The organism is Alteromonas sp. MmMcT2-2 (assembly GCF_022348305.1).
Taxonomy (GTDB): Bacteria; Pseudomonadota; Gammaproteobacteria; order Enterobacterales; family Alteromonadaceae; genus Alteromonas; species Alteromonas macleodii.
Genome location: NZ_JAKRFA010000008.1, coordinates 173,107 through 192,146, shown reverse-complemented (window position 1 = coordinate 192,146; position 19,040 = coordinate 173,107). Strand labels below are relative to the sequence as shown.

At 45.4% G+C, this 19,040-nt stretch carries 14 protein-coding genes and 1 riboswitch; of the genes, 6 read left to right on the top strand and 8 right to left on the bottom strand.

The window, feature by feature from the left end:
* Positions 1–50: 50 nt before the first annotated feature.
* The 4 genes from MHM99_RS07465 to ccoG all read right to left on the bottom strand — a co-directional run bounded on the left by MHM99_RS07465 (position 51) and on the right by ccoG (position 6,052).
* A complete protein-coding gene (locus tag MHM99_RS07465; RefSeq protein ID WP_168534372.1) occupies positions 51–683 on the bottom strand; it encodes a thiol:disulfide interchange protein DsbA/DsbL in 633 nt (210 codons plus the stop codon).
* A 308-nt stretch (positions 684–991) separates the two neighbouring features.
* Entirely contained in the window at positions 992–2,914 is a 1,923-nt protein-coding gene (locus MHM99_RS07460) for a TonB-dependent receptor (RefSeq protein WP_239218760.1), read from the bottom strand.
* 89 nt (positions 2,915–3,003) lie between these two features.
* Positions 3,004–3,238, bottom strand: a riboswitch (cobalamin riboswitch).
* Between the two features lie 403 nt (positions 3,239–3,641).
* On the bottom strand, positions 3,642–4,625 hold the full coding sequence (locus MHM99_RS07455) for a serine/threonine protein kinase (protein WP_239218758.1): 984 nt from the start codon (positions 4,623–4,625) through the stop codon (positions 3,642–3,644).
* Positions 4,622–6,052 (bottom strand): cytochrome c oxidase accessory protein CcoG, encoded by a 1,431-nt coding sequence (gene ccoG, locus MHM99_RS07450; protein ID WP_239218756.1) that lies wholly within the window; start codon positions 6,050–6,052, stop codon positions 4,622–4,624. The genes MHM99_RS07455 and ccoG overlap by 4 nt, the downstream gene beginning before the upstream one ends.
* Before the next feature lie 481 nt (positions 6,053–6,533).
* Here ccoG and MHM99_RS07445 point away from each other — a divergent pair, with 481 nt between their 5' ends.
* Both MHM99_RS07445 and MHM99_RS07440 read left to right on the top strand, forming a co-directional pair.
* Positions 6,534–6,905 carry a hypothetical protein gene (locus tag MHM99_RS07445; RefSeq protein WP_239218754.1) on the top strand — a complete coding sequence of 124 codons (372 nt, stop codon included), beginning with the start codon at positions 6,534–6,536 and terminating at the stop codon, positions 6,903–6,905.
* Between the two features lie 122 nt (positions 6,906–7,027).
* The gene (locus MHM99_RS07440) at positions 7,028–7,573 is read left to right on the top strand and encodes a DUF3016 domain-containing protein (protein ID WP_239218752.1); all 546 of its coding nucleotides are present in this window, start codon (positions 7,028–7,030) and stop codon (positions 7,571–7,573) included.
* A 94-nt stretch (positions 7,574–7,667) separates the two neighbouring features.
* Here MHM99_RS07440 and MHM99_RS07435 read toward each other — a convergent pair whose 3' ends face one another.
* A complete protein-coding gene (locus tag MHM99_RS07435; RefSeq protein WP_239218750.1) occupies positions 7,668–9,428 on the bottom strand; it encodes an acyl-CoA dehydrogenase family protein in 1,761 nt (586 codons plus the stop codon).
* 347 nt (positions 9,429–9,775) lie between these two features.
* On the opposite strand from MHM99_RS07435, the gene MHM99_RS07430 reads away from it, so the two are divergent.
* Positions 9,776–10,567, top strand: coding sequence for an SDR family oxidoreductase (locus MHM99_RS07430; protein WP_039224914.1), 792 nt, complete (start codon positions 9,776–9,778; stop codon positions 10,565–10,567).
* 86 nt (positions 10,568–10,653) lie between these two features.
* Positions 10,654–11,529, top strand: coding sequence for an amidohydrolase family protein (locus tag MHM99_RS07425; RefSeq protein ID WP_239218748.1), 876 nt, complete (start codon positions 10,654–10,656; stop codon positions 11,527–11,529).
* Between the two features lie 70 nt (positions 11,530–11,599).
* Here the strand turns inward: MHM99_RS07425 and MHM99_RS07420 are convergent, their stop codons facing one another.
* The 3 genes from MHM99_RS07420 to MHM99_RS07410 all read right to left on the bottom strand — a co-directional run bounded on the left by MHM99_RS07420 (position 11,600) and on the right by MHM99_RS07410 (position 14,218).
* Positions 11,600–12,784: a mandelate racemase/muconate lactonizing enzyme family protein gene (locus MHM99_RS07420; RefSeq protein ID WP_014975676.1), complete on the bottom strand. Its 1,185-nt coding sequence runs from the start codon at positions 12,782–12,784 to the stop codon at positions 11,600–11,602.
* Between the two features lie 55 nt (positions 12,785–12,839).
* Positions 12,840–13,607 (bottom strand): class II aldolase/adducin family protein, encoded by a 768-nt coding sequence (locus tag MHM99_RS07415; protein ID WP_049587025.1) that lies wholly within the window; start codon positions 13,605–13,607, stop codon positions 12,840–12,842.
* A gap of 65 nt (positions 13,608–13,672) precedes the next feature.
* Complete coding sequence (locus tag MHM99_RS07410) at positions 13,673–14,218, bottom strand: NUDIX domain-containing protein (RefSeq protein WP_049587026.1); 546 nt, start codon at positions 14,216–14,218, stop codon at positions 13,673–13,675.
* A 227-nt stretch (positions 14,219–14,445) separates the two neighbouring features.
* Here MHM99_RS07410 and MHM99_RS07405 point away from each other — a divergent pair, with 227 nt between their 5' ends.
* Together MHM99_RS07405 and MHM99_RS07400 are read left to right on the top strand one after the other, a co-directional pair.
* Positions 14,446–15,495: an efflux RND transporter periplasmic adaptor subunit gene (locus tag MHM99_RS07405; RefSeq protein ID WP_049587027.1), complete on the top strand. Its 1,050-nt coding sequence runs from the start codon at positions 14,446–14,448 to the stop codon at positions 15,493–15,495.
* Positions 15,496–15,508: 13 nt separating this feature from the next.
* Positions 15,509–18,616, top strand: coding sequence for an efflux RND transporter permease subunit (locus tag MHM99_RS07400; protein WP_049587028.1), 3,108 nt, complete (start codon positions 15,509–15,511; stop codon positions 18,614–18,616).
* Positions 18,617–19,040: the final 424 nt, after the last annotated feature.

Genomic DNA, 19,040 nt, shown 5'->3' with positions numbered 1-19,040 from the left:
CGCCCATTTAATTATTCAAAATATAATGAGTGGCTAAATTATTAACCAAATTATTTCTGTTCAGATAACCACACGATTAGATCTGCGATATCGTCAAAGGTCATGTCAGCGGTAAATGTAGGTTGATATTTACCGTTGATGATGAAGCTTGGCACACCAGTTAAGTGCTCACGATACTCATCAATTTGCTGTTGATTCTTACGTACCATGCTATTTACGCCAAAGCTTTTAGCCATTTTATCAAACTCTTCACCATCTACACCGTTCACAACGAAGATATTACGAAGGTCTTTCAAACCTGTGATAGATGCACGTTGCTTGTGGATATAGTTAAAGATTGCTTTATTCATTGCGTCTTCTTGCTTCATCGCGCGGGCAATTAGCATGGCTTTAGTCGCATCGTCCTGAACTTCAGGCCCAGTGAAGCGCATAAAGTTAACGTGTACTTTATTGAATTTAGTACCGTCGCTTTTCTTTTCTTTAATCTGTGCAACGATTGGCTCGAACTGGAAGCAGTGAGGGCACCAAAATGAGAAATACTCTGTAATTACTGGCTTATCTGTAGCTTCTTTATCAAGCACAGTATAGTGAGTACCTTCTTTCCATTTAGACGCCGGCTCTTGAGCGCAGGCTGTTAGTGGCAAAAGCATTGCCATGACAAACATTACTGCAAACTTTTTCATGGAATATAATCCTATGTTCAAAAAACTATTATCGATACCGAGATTATCACAGGCTTGTTCGCTTAACTAGGACCTGTTCTACTTCAATGCCTTACTACGCGATAAGCTCACTAAAAAACGCGATTCAAGGTTTAGGTAAATGCAGTATTTTATATACGCATGATGAACAGAGTCTGAATCATCAGGCCCTAACAGAAACTCAAAGAAAAAGGGCTATAACCATGTATAGCCCTTCATTGTCTGTTAATTGCACGTTGAGTTTTGCCTTTAAGCAACGCTCAACAGAAGGTTCATTAACGTTACATCACTTACATGCTGTAGTTAACAAGAAGCAGAGCACGGCGCTCTTGACCAGCATAACCCACGATGTCTTCGTAATCGGTATCAAACACATTGTCGACTTTCAACGAAACCTGCCACTGCTTATCTATCTGATAGCCCAAATTAACGGTTGCAAGCGTATAGGCTGATAGCGCCAATGTCTGAGACGGTTCAGGGTAAGGAGGGAAGAAGGTGTCGTAATGGCTTCCTGTGTAAGCTAGCTTGGTATAGAAGCTGAACTTCTGGGTTCCAAAGTCAGTGTTGTAGGTTAATGAGCCTTGGTGACGGGCACGACGCAGTTCAGTGGTGGTTATACCATTGTCGGTTTGTTCCGCATCTAGATAACTATACGCTGCGGTAAAATCACCATAGCCACTGTCCCAGTTAAGTTCTAGGTCAATACCTTCTCGTGAGCTTTCACCGTCGATATTATCGGCACTATATGCACCCAAATCTGACACAAATACGAAGCCATTGATTTCATCTTCAAGGTCGGTAGTGTATGCGCTGATTTGTGCAGACAGTGATTTCCAGTTTGCCTTAACGCCTATTTCCCATTCTTCACTGGTTTCAGGTTCTAAGTTTGAGTTGCCGATGAAGCTTGCAGGGAAGTAGCCAAAGCGCTCGGTGAAGGTGGGGGTTTTAACAGCTTTACCATAGCTGGTAAAAACAGCGTAGTAATCGTTAAGCTGCCACGTAAGGCCACCGCGATAACTTACGGCATTGTCGAACTCACTGTTGTTGTCGAATCGTGCGCTTAGTGTTGCGGTTAGCGACTCGGTTAGCTGGCCATTTGTCTCGGCAAATACGCTATAAGTATTGTCGTGCTGCTTCTGGTTCGGATCGCCAAATGCAATTGGGCCGCGCTGGGTAAAAAGGCGCTGTAGGTATTCAACACCACCAGCAAAATCCCAGTTATCCATGGTATAGAAACCTGTCCAGTTTAACTCTATGCGCTCACCAGTGGTGCCGCCAGTGTCTGCACCTGACTCGGTGTTATCGTTATCGTCTTTGCGATAATGCGCACTTAGCGCTGAGCGATAACCTGTATTTTCCGGAGCAAATTCCCATCTTAATTTCGCACTAATTTGTGAACCATCCGTCACGTTATCTGAGTCAGCAGGAAGGCCTGTCGTCACAAAATCAGTGCCGTCGTAATCATTCTCGTACTGAACCGTGCGAAGGTTAGCTATTAACGTATGCTCCGACGTTGCGGCATAATTAATATTAATACCAGCGGTCATGTTATCGTAGCCATCATCTTCGTTACCAACACGAGATACGTTGTCGCCGTCGGTGCGAATGTAGCTGGCGTATGCTGAAACACCCACGTTATCGCTTTGCGAGCGCGCGTTCATGCTGCCCTGCAATGTACCTTGTGTGCCAACGCCAGCAGAGAAGTCTACGTGTGACGCATTATCGGCAAACTGGCCTGACTTCGTAGTAATGCTCAATACACCACCGATAGCCCCGCTGCCCCATCTTGCGCTTTGCGGGCCTCGAAGAAGTTCTATGCGCACCACGTTTGTACTAGTTAAGTGAGCAAGGTCAACCAGGCTTCCTTGGCCTACGTCGTTGGCAACAACGCCATCAATTAAAACAAGTAGATGGTTGGTTTCACCGCCGCGCACGCGCAGCTCTGTTAAGCCACCAGGACTGCCTGACTGAGACAAGCTAACGCCAGGTAGGCCGCGAATTAGATCGGTAAGTTGAAGTGCGCCCGAAGCTTTAATGTCGCTTTCAGTTAGCACCGAAACTGAACCAGGAAGTTTGGTTAACGAAATAGGCAAACGCGTGCCTGTTACTGTTAAGGTTTCAATATCTTGGTCATAAGTTTGAGCAAAGGCAGGTGTGCTTAAGCACGAAATAACTGCAGCGCTAAGGGCTGCTTTAGTAAAATGTGTACGCATGGTTTTTATGTTGTCTTTGATGCGCTCCACCCGAGCACATGATTAGGGAAAGTGCGCGTTTTTGCTTAATTATGGATGTGAGCAAGCAAACGACACCATGAAGTACAGGCCGGTATCCGGGCTTACTCACCATTACTAAAAATGTAATAGCTCTTTTGCCTTCCCATCTAATGGCGTTAAATACCTAACGCATAAAAGACAGTGGCGTATGAAAAGAAAACGACAACGCGTTGAGTTTACCGTTGCGGGGGCAGCATCAGTTTTTCACTGATTTCCCGTTTAACCCTTGTCGCCGTAGTTAATACCAATCCGCATAGATCATTGCCCACTCAGAAGGCGCTGGCAAGCTTCATAGCAAAGCGTGGGAATGCAGGAATGGCTGTTCCCTTTCAAATTCCCAGAATGCAGCTAGGAAGCTTGCCAGACCTTCCCGAAGGGCGAGTTTAAAATGTTCGTACTCTTTGTTGTGTTACCTTGATGTAGAACCACTATACCTACGGTAACACGCCGCGATTACGAACATTTTAACTCTCGCTGAGTGGGTAATTATCTATGCGGACTGGTATAATACGGAGCTAGACAAGAGCACCTACACACTGTCGATTATATCTAAGTTAAAAAGTGATAGCGAATATGGTTTCTTATACCTTACGCTTTTTCGTAACCGCCATAAGATTATCGACAACGGTCATGGAAAAAGCGTTTTTTCAGCAGTAAAGGGGCTGGCTCAATATCCTAATTTCAGTGGGGGCTCTTGAAGGGCCGATAGCTGTTCTTTCAGAGCAAGTATTTGGCCTTCCCAGTATTTGTCTTCAGCAAACCAAGGAAATGCCCGCGGAAAAGCAGGGTCTTCCCAGCGTCGTGAAAGCCATGCCATGTAATGCACCATTCGCATAGCGCGGAGGGGCTCAATAAGTGGCAGTTGTGCAGTATCAAACGGGTGAAACTCCTCGTATGCTTCAACCAAAGTATCGAGCTGCAATAGTTGTTGTTGGCGGTCGCCGCTTAGCATCATCCACAAATCTTGGATAGCAGGGCCCATGCGGCAATCATCTAAATCAACGAAGGTAGGGCCATCGCGCCACAGTATATTGCCTGGGTGGCAGTCACCGTGAAGCCGAATACTTGATGTTGGCTTATACGCTTTTTTCGTGGCATCAATAACGGGGTTAAGTATGGCAAAAAATGCTGTCTTTAGATGCTCTGGCAGCAGTGTGCTTTGCATAAGCACCTGCTTCGGCTCATCGAGGTAACTTTCAATATCAACCGAGGGACGATGTGCAAACCCTTTAGCATGGGCCACGCGGTGAATACGGCCAATGAAACGCCCCATCCATTCGAGTTGATCAAGGTTGTCATTTTCGAATTGCCTGCCGCCTACCGAAGGAAATAACGCAAATCGATAGTCAGTTTCGGCCACGGTGTGATGATGCAGCGTGCTGCCATTGAGAGAAATGGGCGCAGCCAATGGAATTTCGTTTTCGATTAGCTCTGCAGCAAACGCGTGTTCTTCAAGAATTTGAGCGTCGGTCCATCGACCTGGGCGATAGAATTTTGCTACATAGCGCTGACCGTCTTCAGCCAAAAACTGATAGACGCGGTTTTCATAACTATTTAGTGCTAGCAAACCGCTTTGAAGAAAAATGCCCTGACTTTCCAGGGCATCTAATATGGTGTCTGGGCTAAGGCCAGAGAATGAAAAATCTGTCATCGATAAAGGAACTTTGTTGGCTCATCAACAGTAACCGATTCCCCATCAATAGTGGTGGTTACACTGATAAAAATATCGGTAACCGTATCTTCCAGATTATAGGCGTCAGTTGCAACTGAAATTGGCGTGCTATACACCGCACCGCCTTCAACTGTTACAGTTTGCTCACCAATGTACTTATAGTCAGGCAAACCTTTTACAGCAATAGAGTAGGTTTGGGTTTGCTGTGTTTTGTTAAGTACTTTTATTGTATAAACGTTCTCAATTAGTCCCTCATTCGTTTCGCGGTATAGCGAGTTTCTGTCGCGGATAATGTCAACTTCGGTGGGGCTGCGCATCCAAATATTGGCAAACAACAAGCCTGTCATCACCACTAAAACCACAAAATAACCAATTAACTTCGGACGTAAAATGTGAGTCTTACCGCCAGCTAGTTCTTCTTCAGAGGTAAAGCTTATCAGGCCTTTAGGATAACCCATTTTATCCATAACACCGTTACAGGCATCAACACAGGCACCGCAGTTGATGCATTCGTATTGTAAGCCATTTCGAATATCGATACCGGTTGGGCATACCTGAACACACAGGTTGCAGTCTATACAGTCGCCTAACCCTTTTTCCTTTACTTGCTCGTGACAAAGTTTGCGTGGTCGCGGGCCGCGTTGCTCTCCACGCTTTGCATCGTACGATACAGTAAACGTGTCTTTGTCGAACATGGCAGACTGAAAACGCGCATACGGGCATATGTGCGTGCACATGATTTCGCGCATGTAGCCAGCGTTTCCGTAGGTACATACGGCAAAGAAAATAACCGATAAACCTGCCCAGAAGCTGGTGTTAAATGTCACAAAATCGATAAACAGTTCATCAACTGGCGTAAAATAGCCAACGAAGGTTAAAGACGTTAACAGCGCTACCAATACCCAAGCGGTGTGCTTAGCTGTTTTACGCAAAAATTTATCTGCATCCATTTTGCGTGCATCCAGCGCTATACGCTTGTTGCGCGGGCCTTCGAATTTCTCTTCGAACCACGTATAAATATATACCCACGTTGTTTGAGGACACATAAATCCACACCACACTCGACCAGCGAAAGTGGTGACGAAGAACAGAGCAAAGGCGGAAACAATAAATATGTAGGCCAGTAAAGTGAGATCTTGAGGCCACAAGGTTAGTGAGAATATAGTAAATCGCTGCTCACCAATATCGAGTAGCACGGCTTGATGCCCGTTATACTGAATCCATGGAATGATGGCAAAGAGGCCCAAAAAGAAAAGGCCAAACATGCGTCTAAACGTCTCTAAAGGGCCTTGTACAGCCCGCACATAGATACGGCTACGAGAGTCGTGGCGTTTACCCTCAGGTCTACCTTTGGGTTTATGTACTTTTACCGGTGTAACGGTCTTTACCGGTATTTGTTCATTCATAGCTTAACCTTATGTGACGTAACGAACTGCCTGTGCAGTAAAACTGCGTTCAAAACGTCATATTTAATGTAGATCAATAATGCAGCGTATGGTGTATCTTTTTAAAGTTTCAGTCAATACTGAAACTTCAGAACATAAGTCGTTTTTTATCTTGATTTCCTCAGTCTATGTAACTTTATAAATAGTTAAATACAGCTACGTGAATAATGAGGATTAATATAACGGCCAGATGCCATTTGATACCCAACATTGACGATTAGGCGTTACCTACTATACATGAGTATAGTTTACTGTATTTACAGGTAAACCGATATGACCCTATTATCGTCGATAATAATGTGGTCAATTACTGTTTGAATCGTGTACAGTGAGCATTGTGAAAATGTAATTTGGCAAAGTGTAGTTGAGCACATAGTAAGAAAGGTGCTAAAAAAATTGGCGCTATCTGTAGTAAACGTCTGTCAAAGTTAGCTGAGAAGTCATGTTAAGGTTCTTTATCATCGCTGCTGAAATTATTGTTTTGGTAATTGTGCTGCGGTCTCCTTTTGTTCAGTATCTCTTTGAAGATATCCAGAACTCGCTTTCTGAATGGCTAGTTTCAATCGCAACCTTACCGGAGCGAGAAGAACTGCGTAGTTTACAAGATAAAATTAATGTCCAGCTGAGTCCCTTAAAGCCTTACCAGAAAACATATGTTCAGCAAATCACCGCTGATAGCGCAAGCGTTAAACGTTTTTATCACACCTATTGTGAGAAGGACGATATAAACCCCAACTTTACGGGAACTAAACGCGTTCAACTATGCCTAATCATTAAACAGTCGTCAGTTATGCAAGTAGCAAAGCGAGACTAGCCAGTCTTAACCAGGTTGGTTAAATATAAAGCTGATATAAAAGCCGGCAATTGCTGCACGTAAAGCTTTTTTAAATGTCTTGCTAACTCATAGTTTAAACGACTGAATTTAGGAGCATAAAAGTGAATAAATTACGTACTTTTTCTTATTTAGGTTGTGCCACTGCGGTTGGACTTCTTGCTGTTTTCGCTCCCACCCAAGCGGCAGAAGTAAAGATTACTTGGGAAGAACCTGAAACGTATAGCGATGTTAAGCCGACTAATGAGTCACGCAAACGGTTCCGCGAACGAACATTAGAAGATTTGGAACAGCACATTGTTGAGTTAGCTAGTGATTTACCTGAATCTCAAGTGCTGTCTATGACAGTGACTAATGTGGACTTAGCGGGGCAAGTATGGCCTAGTCAGTTCGTCGGGTTTGGCACAGGTGGTGGGAGTGACGTTCGCATCATTAAGCGCATCGACATTCCAAGAATGGCGTTTAGTTATTCTTTGACCGATGCCGAAGGACAAGTCATTTTAAGTGGCGAAAATGTAAAACTCAAAGACATGGACTTTATGGAATCGACAATCCGCCGCAATAGGACCGAGTCGTTAACCTACGAAAAAGCCATGTTGAATGATTGGTTTGCAGACACGTTTTCGACGCAGGTAGCGGCAAACAACTAGTACCGCGCGATAACTATTAAACTAAAAAAGGTCACTATATGTGACCTTTTTTGGTTTTTAAGCCCATATGTTATGGGCGTAAAGCATGCGCTAATTACAGATAATCAAACTCATTACCTGATATTGCAAGGGTGCTTTCAGAGCCAGCTTTATAAGCGGCTTTGTGCGCATCGCGACGTACCAAGATACGTTCCATATAGAAGTCACGTGTCTTCATCTTAGACGCTGCAAGTACCGCATTACCTGATGCCTGCGCTTTGTCAGCCATGCTGTACCACAGTACACCAATCAAGGAATAGGCGCTGTATGCCAAGTAATCACAAGCAGCAGCTGCAGCGGTGGTTGCATCCATACCTAAGCAATCGGCTGAAGATGCACGCCAGTCATCAAGAATTCCTTGAGCCAGACCCTTCGCCTCACTGTCTTGAATGTCGTTGACCAAAGCGTTAAACGCATTATAGGTCGCTTCCATCATATGACCGCCATCTCGGGTAAGCTTACGACCAATAAGGTCTAGCGCCTGAATACCGTTGGTGCCTTCATATAACATAGCAATGCGCACGTCGCGCATAAGTTGTTCCATACCCCATTCACGAATAAAGCCGTGACCACCAAATACTTGTACACCTAGGCTGGTGGTCTCAAGGCCCATATCCGTCATAAAAGCTTTGCAGATTGGAGTTAAAAACTGAAGTATCTTGTCGGCATCTTCTTTTTCTTGACCTTCACCAAGCTTCTCAACGTCCATAAACTTGGCATAGAAAAGTGAAAGTGCACGGCAGCCTTCAATCAGTGATTTCTGCGTAAGTAACATACGCGCTACGTCAGGTTGAAAGACGATCGGGTCTGCTTTGCCTTCTGGATTTTGAATTCCCTGAGGTGCGCGAGACTGAACGCGTTCGCGGGCATAGGTCAGCGCGCCTTGGTAAGAGGCTTCTGCCGCCCCTAAACCTTGCAGACCTACTTGGAAGCGTGCATCGTTCATCATGGTGAACATACATGCTAGGCCTTGGTTTTCTTCACCAACAAGGTAACCCGTTGCACCGTCAAAATTCATCACGCAAGTCGGGCTCGCTTTGATCCCCATTTTGTGTTCGATGCTTCCCACTGACAAGCTGTTCGCCTCGCCAGGCTCATTGCTAGCATCTGGAAGGAACTTGGGCACTAAGAATAAGCTGATGCCTTTAACGCCTTTGGGAGCATCAGGCAGACGAGCTAGAACAAGGTGAATAACGTTCGAGCTCCAATCATGATCGCCTGCGGTAATAAAAATCTTATTACCGGTGACTTTATAGCTGCCGTCGCCTTGTGGCTCAGCTTTGGTACTAAGCAAGCTCAAATCTGTTCCTGCGTGAGGTTCGGTCAGGTTCATGGTACCTGTCCACTCACCGCTGATTAGCTTAGCAAGGTAGATATCTTTTAATTCTTTACTGGCGTGCTTAGTAACCGCAAGTGTGGCGCTTTCAGTAAGCATGGTGGTTAAACGCCAGCTTAAGTTCGCCGCGTTTAGCATTTCGTGAACAGGCACAGCCATGGTGTACGGCAAGTCTTGCCCGTCGTACTCGGCAGTACCTAGCATTGCATTCCAGCCGTTAGCAACATATTCCTGATAGGCATCAGCGAAGCCTCTAGGCGTGGTAATGCTGCCGTCTTTTAGTGTACAGCCTTCTTCATCGCCTTCACGGTTAAGAGGGGCAACCACATCCAAAGCAAACTTTGCACCCTGTGCAATAATTTCGTTGGCAAGTTCGCTATCAAAGTCGCTGATACCGAGCTTTTCGTAGTGAGCATCAAGTCCAAGCCAGTCTTTTAACAAGAACTGAAAATCAGTCGTAGGGGCGTGGTACAGAGGCATGGATGACTCCTTTTTCAAACAAGTGTTTTAATTTTGTCTATTATAGTCACAAAAAGCGTAGTCCGAATAGTCCGTTAAAGGAAAGTTAATAATAAATTTGGATGATGTGGGTAATGACCTATGCGGACTGACATGAGAGAAACACATAGGTTTTCCAAGACTCGTTGACTTTAAATGTGCAGCAAAGGTCACACAGGCTCTGATGATGATGACTGACGTATTGATGTTAATATAGAAAAGCGAACTCAAGTGGTAAGCTCGCTTGCAATTCAAATTCTCACTGGCATGCTTAGCCTACATTGAAATAACCCGTTCACATACGCATAAGCAACACGGTACATAAAAACATGAATCCAGAAAGCGCGAAGAAAAACCTTAAACATAGCAGTGATGATGCGCAGATCCCGGTTTGCATTGTAACGGGGGGAAGCTTGGGTATCGGTTTTGCGGTATGCAAGCTGTTTAGTCAAAACGGTTATCAAGTCATTAATTTAGATATCAGAGACTTTGAGCAAGCGTTACCTAATGCTATCTGGAAGCCGTGTGATGTAAGTGTTGTGCGTAATATTGAAGCCGCGGTGAATGAGGTTATTAGTTCTTATCAACGCATAGACGCATTGGTGTGTAATGCCGGTATACATGTTTCAGCAACGATTGAAGACACTGATGAAGCGCTGCTTGATAAGGTACTAAACTTGAACGTAAAAGGGGCGTATGGCGCGATTAAGTCTTGCCTGCCAACCATGAAAGAGCAGGGCAGCGGCGCGATTGTGGTGATGGGCTCAGATCAGTCCTTTATTGGAAAGCGCAATTCGTTCGCCTACGGTGTCAGCAAAGGTGCATTGGCGTCTATGGCGAAAACCACCGCGCTTGACTATGCACCCTATAATATTCGCGTTAACGCGGTATGCCCGGGTACCATCGAAACACCGCTATTTCATAACGCCATTGATAATTACGTGGCACGTTCTGGGGCAGATAAAAATGAAGTAGTAGCCGAAGAAGCCGCTGCGCAGCCTATTGGACGTTTGGGCCAGCCCGAAGACGTAGCTGAATTGACTTATTTCCTATGCAGCAACAAAGCGTCGTTCATCACGGGTAGCTTGTATGCGGTGGATGGGGGCTACACAGCACAATAGAAAGAGCACAATAGATAGGGCTAAATAGAAAAGCAACGCGAAATGCCTTATCAGCAATAGCATAAACCAAGGTTTTATAAACAAAGATGAGCAAGCCTTCAATCACTTGGATAGACCCTCATATTCACTTCTTTGCCTCAAACGAAGGGCACTATGGTTGGCTGAAACCAGCCAATGCCCCTTTTTGGCCAGATAAAAAAGCGATTGCAAAACATACTACAGAGCACATGCTCTATCGCGCGTCGTTAGGGCAGTTAGGCGGTTTTGTTCACATTGAAGCGGGTTACGATAACGAAAGACCCTGGCGTGAAATTGCGTTCTTGGAGCGTCATTGTACGCTGCCATTCCGTTCAGTTGGGTGTATCGATTTAACGGGAAATAATGTCGGCAGTCATATCGATAAGCTAAAGCGGTACCACTCAATACGTGGGCTTCGTCACATATTAGATGACGATGCTAAAGTACTTTTACGCACCCCTAAAGTTAAATGGGGGCTTCATCATATGGCGTCGCAAGGCTTGTCTTTTGAAGCGCAGTTAAATCTTACAGATAGCAATGCTGTGCATGCGCTGCTAACGGTACTAGAACAAACACCCTCGCTAAAAGTGGCTATAAACCATGCCGCAATAGCGCCGATTGATGTAAATAGCTTTGCGTTTAAAACATGGCGGCAGAATATTCGCGACTTGAATGAAACGCAGCAAGTTGTGTTTAAGTTCTCGGGATTAGAAATGCAAGATCGCCGTTGGTTGTGGCAACGTGCGTCTTATGTTTTTGAAACCTTGCTGGACACCGTTGGCACAGATCACATGATGTTTGCCAGCAATTTTCCGCTATGTCAGTGGCGAATGCCTTATGCAGCACTGTGGCAAGGGTTCAGCAATATGATAACGCCGCTTTCTGAAGAACAAAAAGCGGCGCTGCTGTATGGTAATGCGAAGCGATGGTACGACATCGCATAAAGCTAGCTTACTTAAGCTGCTGAACTAGCCTAGGGTTTATTGCCTTCAATAAACCCGTTGGATTTCAGCTTTATTTAAGCGCAGTTACCGTCATGTGCGGCGAGCGATAAACCACCTCATCGTTTAGATCGATACCAATTCCCGGTGTGTCAGGCGCTTCAATGAAGCCGTTTACTGGCTGAGGATCTTGAATGCAAAGTTCACGGTTCCAGTCTTTAATAGCGTAGGTATGGTGCTCGTGAATTAAGAAGTTTGGAATGGCCGTTTCTAGATGTAGGCTTGCCGCTGTCGCTACAGGGCCTCCGCAAACGTGAGCCTGAATACGTACATCGTAAATGTCGGCATAGTCACACACCTTTTTCGCTTCGGTGAAACCACCACAAAGGCCAACGTCAGGCTGAAGTACATCAATAGATTGGTCTTCAAGGTAAGGGCGTACATCCCAGCGGTGGTACAAGCGCTCACCGCCCGCAATAGGCACGTTCACGTTCTTCGCTACTTTGTCGTGAAGCTTCGAGTTAAGGTAATTCACTGGCTCTTCGTAGTATAGACAGCCAATTTCTTCAACGATGTCACCCAGTTGGATAGCCGTTGATGCACCTAATAAGCTGTGACATTCAAAGATGATGTCGCCATCTTCGCCCATTGTGTCTCTAATCGCCTGAAGACGGGCTTTGAAAAGTTTAAGCTCGGGCTTAGTGAATAGTTTGGTTCTGTCGAAATGGGTGTTGCCGTCTTTATCGTAAACGATGGGGTCAACTTTAACCGCATCGTAACCATCTTTAAGTGCTTTTTCAGTGGCGCGAGCATAGTCAGCGGGGTCGTTAAGCTTGGTTACTTCTTTGTCCCAATCAAACTGTAGCTGGCTAGCGTAGCTACGGAGCTTGCCATTAGTTTTGCCACCCAGTAATTCGTAAACCGGTAAGCCAAGCGCTTTGCCTTTAATGTCCCAAAGTGCAGTATCAATAGCGCTCATCGCAGCATAAATAACCGGGCCGCCGCCTAATCCCCAAAAGCCTTCGCGCAGCATTCTCGACCAAAGCAGTTCAGTGTGAAAAGGATTAAAGCCAATCAGCATGGCTTCGGCAATTTCTTTAATCATGTGTGCAGCGGCGCTGTGACCCCAATCATAAGCCAGTCCTGCTTCGCCCACACCGGTAATACCTTCGTCGGTGTAAACGCGTACGAAAACCGGGTTCCACTGAGGGCGCTTAGGGCATTCGATATCAAAAATTTCTACTTTGGTGACTTTCATAATGTATAAACAATTCCTGTTTGAAATAAGTTGGCGTTTAGCTGGCTAAGCTAAATTATTCGCAGAAGCCCGGGTCTAGTTTGTAAGCTTTGCGAAGCATGGCAGGCCATGCTTTTTGGCCGCCTGTTTCGCCGCTGTGAACCACATTAGCCTGTGCGTATATGCCATCAATAATGCTTTGCGGTATCTCGATAACCTCTTCATCAGACTGCATCAGGGCAAGCTGAATTTCGCACGCACGCTGCAAATCGTAAAAGCGCATAAAGGCGTCGCCAACGGTGGGACCAAGGGTTAGACCGCCGTGATTAGGCAAAAGCATGTGATTAGTGTCGCCAAGGTCGTCCTGCAAACGTTTCTTTTCACTATCATCAACGGCTAAACCTTCGTAGCTGTGATAAGAAAGTGAAGGTAGCGAAAACATTGAATACTGGCTCCAGGGCTTAAGCCCGCCTTTGACAGATGCGACTGAGATTGTGGCTAGTGTATGCAGGTGAATAACGCATTGGGCATCGTGACGCACTTCGTGGATAGCACTGTGAATGGTGAAGCCAGCGGGGTTTATGCCGTAAGGTGTATCGTCAAGGATGTTACCCTCTAAATCGACCTTAACCAGGTTAGAGGCGGTAACCTCGTCAAACGTCAGGCCAAAGGCGTTAACCAAGTAATGATCAGTGCCCGGTACCTTAGCTGAGATATGCGTGTAAATAAGGTCGCCCCATCGCATATCTGCCACTAACCGATAGCATGCTGCTAAATCGACACGAGTTTGCCATTCTTGTTCAGAAACTTTGCCTTTAAGGCTTAAGGTTGGCAGTGAAAACAAGCCACTTCTCCTATTCTTTTCATGGTGACAATTTACCAATACCCGCAACAATGAACAATGCTTTGTCAGTGCTGCGTTATATCGAATTGGGTGTAGCCATCGCGCAAGGGAATAAGATCGTCAGCGAAACGCATTGCGTCGTGGTCAAGGGTAAAGGGGTCGGCTTTTACGAGTTTTTTTATCTCTAATTTGGCCCAAGGAGGCGCATCGAAGGCGTCTGGAAGGGTCTCAATACCAGCATCTAAATCACAACCAAATATAGCCAATCCATTAGGTGTGGTGGATAAATATTGGGTAACTTCAACATTGAACCCAGTTTCTTCCCACGTTTCTCTGTGTGCAGTACAGGCGACCGATTCATTTTCAAGCACCCCTCCACCAGGAAAATCCAATTTACCTGAAAGGCGGTGTTCTACTAACAGTACCTTGTTATTTGTTTTGACTAGGCACGCGGCAGCAATCAAAGGGGCTGGACTGTTTTCTCCAACTTGGTTTTGTTGAGATAAAAGCCTATCGGAAACGCGACAAACCGGCGCGTTGGGTGAAGACTGTGAACATGCGAAAAGCGTTAAAACAGCGAATATAGCTGATAAGCGAAATAAGATGACCATCGATTTGGGTAAAATACTCTAGAAGCTATTTGTGATTGTTTTAAAAATAATCAATATTAAACGACAGACTCTACGCAAAAATAACACAACTAACAATAATAACGCAGTACACAATCTTAACGTATAGCGGCGCTTGCGAAGAATCGTAAGCGGATTTTGTGTACTTGAGTATCCTAAACGTTTTGAAAAATACGTGATGGGATACTTTTTTACCTATAGGAAAGGTTATGTCTTCACGATTATCTTTATCGCCTTTGTTGCTTGGCGTAGTACTACTTGCAGGTGTTGTAGTGTATTTGAATATGCCCGAAGAAGAGAGCGCGAGTAATAGTATCGTGCGGGCGACGCCGGTAAAAACAGCCTTGGTATCATCACAGGCATTCCCCATTACGATTGAGTCATTAGGTACTGCTACCGCCAATGAGTCGGTGAATATTACCGCACAAGTCACCGATACCGTAAAAACGATTAATTTTGAAGACGGCGATAAAGCCACCGAAGGCGAGTTACTGGTTCAGCTAAACAATACGGAAGAACGCGCCAGGGTAGAGGAACTTAAGGCGAATATTGATGAGGCCAAACGCCAGTTCACGCGAATTTCTGACTTGCGTCAGTCAAACGCTACCTCTGAACAACTTCTTGACGAGCAGCAAGCACGGGTTAAAGCCTTACAAGCTCAGCTAGATGTTGCGCTAGCTCAGCTAAATGACTTGCAGATACGCGCTCCATTTAGCGGACTATTAGGTAATCGCGAAATCAGTATCGGCTCTTTGGTGCAACCTGGTGACACTATCACTACTTTAGATGACATCAGTCTAATTAAGGTCGATTTCAGTATCGCTGAAAGCCATCTTGCAAGCGTGGCTAAAGGGCAGGCATTAAGTGCATCCTCGGTGGCTTACCCTGGAGAAGAGTTTACAGGGAAAATCTCTAACATTGACACGCGACTCGACCCGATTAGCCGCTCTATTCGGGTACGTGCGACGATAGACAACCAAGATAATCGTCTGCGCCCCGGTATGCTGCTTACTGTAATTGTTGAAAAGCGAGTGCTGAATACTTTGGTATTACCGGAAAAGGCGCTGGTTCCCGTTCAAGACAAGCAGTATGTGTATGTCGTTAAAGATAACGTTGCACATCAAACCGAAGTGGTAATTGGTGAGCGTCGTCCCGGGCTGGTGCAAATTGTAAGTGGGTTAAACGAAGGCGATGAGGTCATTACCGAAGGCACGCTTCGGGTGCGCGACCAATCTCCGGTTAACGTGTTAAACCGCTAAGGGAGCTATCGTCATGTTATTGTCAGACGTTTCTGTAAAGCGCCCTGTTTTCGCAACGGTTATCAATTTACTGCTGATCATTTTCGGTATTGTCGCTTTTACCATGTTGAGCTTGCGTGAATACCCTGATATCGACCCACCGATTGTCTCGGTAAGTACAACCTACACAGGGGCATCGGCTAATATTGTTGAGACTCGGATCACCCAGCTATTGGAAGATAGAATATCGGGTATAGAGGGGATAAAAAACGTTACCTCGACCTCTCGTAATGGTCGTTCAGACATTACTATTGAATTTAAGCTCTCTCGTGACATTGATGCTGCCGCGAATGACGTGCGCGAGCGAGTAAGTCGCGCACTCAATAACTTGCCTGACCAAGCTGATCCTCCTGAGGTGTCTAAAGCAAATTCCGATGAAAGCGCCGTGGTATGGTACAACCTGCGAAGCACAAACCTAAATACCATGGAGCTGACTGACTACGCTGAGCGCGTATTAGTGGATAGGCTTTCAATTGTCGACGGTGTCGCTCGAGTTCAAATTGGGGGAGGCAGGCGCTATGCCATGAAAGTGTTCTTAGACCGCAATGCAATGGCGGCAAGAGGCATTACAGTAAACGATGTAGAGCAAGTCATTCGCACCGAGAATGTGGAATTGCCGGCGGGAGAAGTGGAAAGTACTGACCGTAACTTTGAAGTACGGGTTGCGCGAACCTTTCTTACGCCTGACGACTTTGCCGCGCTGACGGTTGCGATAGGTGACAATGGTTATCTTGTGCGGCTTGGCGAAATAGCCCATGTTGAATTAACCGCAGAAGATGACGAAACCGAGTTTCGTGGTGATGGCGTCAATATGATTGGACTCGGTATTATAAAGCAGTCCAAAGCCAACACCTTAGACGTTGCCCGTGCAGCGAAAGCGCAAATTGAAAGAATAGAAGCCACTCTTCCTGATAATATCTTTATTGTACCCAGCTATGATTCGTCGGTATTTATTGAGGCGTCGATTGATGAAGTATATGAGACTTTAGGTATCGCGATGTTAATGGTGGTGATCGTTATTTACCTTTTCCTAGGTAATATTCGCGCCACGTTGATTCCGGCAGTTACCGTACCCGTCTCTATTATTGCCGCTTTTATCGTGATGTATGCACTGGGGTTTTCCATCAACCTTCTTACCCTGCTTGCTATGGTGCTAGCCATCGGTTTGGTGGTGGATGACGCCATAGTTGTGCTTGAGAACATCTACCGACGCATAGAAATGGGCGAACCACCTATTTTGGCCGCCTACCGCGGCGCTAAAGAAGTTGGGTTTGCGGTTATTGCAACAACGCTGGTGCTTATCTCTGTGTTTGTACCGTTGGTTTTCCTTGAGGGCAACATTGGAAGGCTATTTACGGAGTTCGCATTGGCCATAGCTGCTGCGGTAGCGTTTTCAAGCTTTACCGCACTTACGTTGTCGCCCATGATGGCGTCGAAAATCCTTAAAAAAAGAACCCGATCGTCTGGCTTTGGAAGTTGGATGGACAAGAAGTTCTCTAAACTTGAGAACGGCTACTTCAATACGCTAGGTAAAACGTTGCATCAGCCCATTCTGATGCTGCTTATGCTTGCTATTGCTATCGTTGCATTGGTACAGCTTTCTGAAAAAGTGGCTAGTGAGTTCGTTCCCAAAGAAGACAGAGGCAATTTCTTCATTTTGATGAACGCGCAGGAAGGGGCTAGTTTCGAAAGTAACGCAAAGAATCTCGAAAAGATTGAAAGTATCTTAATGCCTTACCGCGAGAGTGGGAAAATCAATCGCCTTTTGGTTAGAACACCTGGTTTCGGCGGTAATGCGGGTATCGCAATTGTCGGTTCTGCAGACTGGGATGAGCGAGATTTCAGTACATTTTCGCTCATGGATGAAATCAGCGCCAAACTCAACAGCGTGCCTGACGTTCGTGCGTTTGCCATCATGCGCAGCGGGATTTCTGGAGGAGGCCTCGGCCGTCCTGTTCAGTTCGTCTTACAAGGCGATACCTACGAAAATCTGGTTGAATGGCGAGACATTGTTCTACAAAAGGCAGCGCAGAACCCAAGGCTCATTCGACTAGACTCCGATTATAAAGAAACCTCACCACAGCTATTGGTGAATATTAACCGCGACAGGGTCGCTGATCTTGGGGTATCAATTAGTGATATTGGCGGCACACTGGAAGTGATGCTGGGTCAGCGTAGGGTGTCAACATTCCTTGATAGGGGCGAAGAATACGATGTCATCATGGAAGGTATAGAGGAAGATTTTCGAAGCCCTAACAGCATAGAAAATTTGTACGTGCGTTCATCCCGTACTGGCGAGCTCATTCCTATGGACAATTTACTCACGTTTGAAGAGCAAGCCACGTCAGCACAGTTAAATCGCTACAACAGAATGCGTGCTGTCACTATTTCTGCCAACTTGGCGGACGGTTATACGCTAGGGCAGGCACTTGAATATTTAGAAAACATTGTAAGTACAGAACTGCCTGATAATGTATCAATAGATTACAAAGGCGAGTCACAGCTGTATCAGGAAGCGGGTAATTCATTTGTATATGTATTTATGCTGGCACTCGCTGTCACTTATTTAATATTGGCTGCGCAGTTTGAAAGCTGGGTGCACCCGTTAGTCATCATGCTGACCGTGCCATTGGCGCTTGTTGGAGCCTATATCGGGCTATTCTTTAGCGATATGACAATCAATATATACAGTCAAATCGGTTTGGTTATGCTAATTGGACTTGCCGCAAAAAACGGTATTCTTATTGTCGAGTTTGCAAACCAACTACGGGATGCCGGTATGGAGTTTGAATATGCGCTTAAACGCGCAGCCGCGCAGCGCCTACGTCCTATCGTAATGACCGGCTTCACTACGGTATTTAGCTCCTTACCACTTGTACTCGCGTCTGGACCAGGAGCAGAAAGCAGAATGGTTATTGGTATGGTCATTTTCTCTGGTGTTCTCGTTTCTGCCTTCATGACACTTTATGTTGTTCCCACCGCTTATAGTTGGCTGGCAAGAAACACCGGTTCTCCACTTCAACGAACAATGGAGATAGAGACGCTGGAGCAGTCAATCCCTTATAAAAAAGGCGAATCGTAACCATTAGCGGGGTAAAGCCCCGCTTAGCCTTTATTTTCTTCAATACACGCTCAACAAGGGCTGATTCAAAAACATACAGGAAGGGGCTATAAGGGTTATCTTTCGCGTATGTTTTTACATACGCAAATATCAGCGCTTATCACTAAGTGTTTTGTGGTGAAACCCCTTAACTTACTGAAAAAGATAAAATAATTTTCTTTTCACTGCTCTCATCATAAATTCTTATTTGTGGTCATAATGCATAAAGGAATGTATTAGACATTTGTATAGTTGCTTAACTTACAACTTCTTCTACACTTCACGCCAAAATCAAACGCTTGTATAAGTCATTAATTTTTAAATGCTAAAATTTTCACGCTCAAATTGGCGAATATGGCAATTGTGACCAATACTTACCCCGTTGTATGAGTATGAGCACACACGC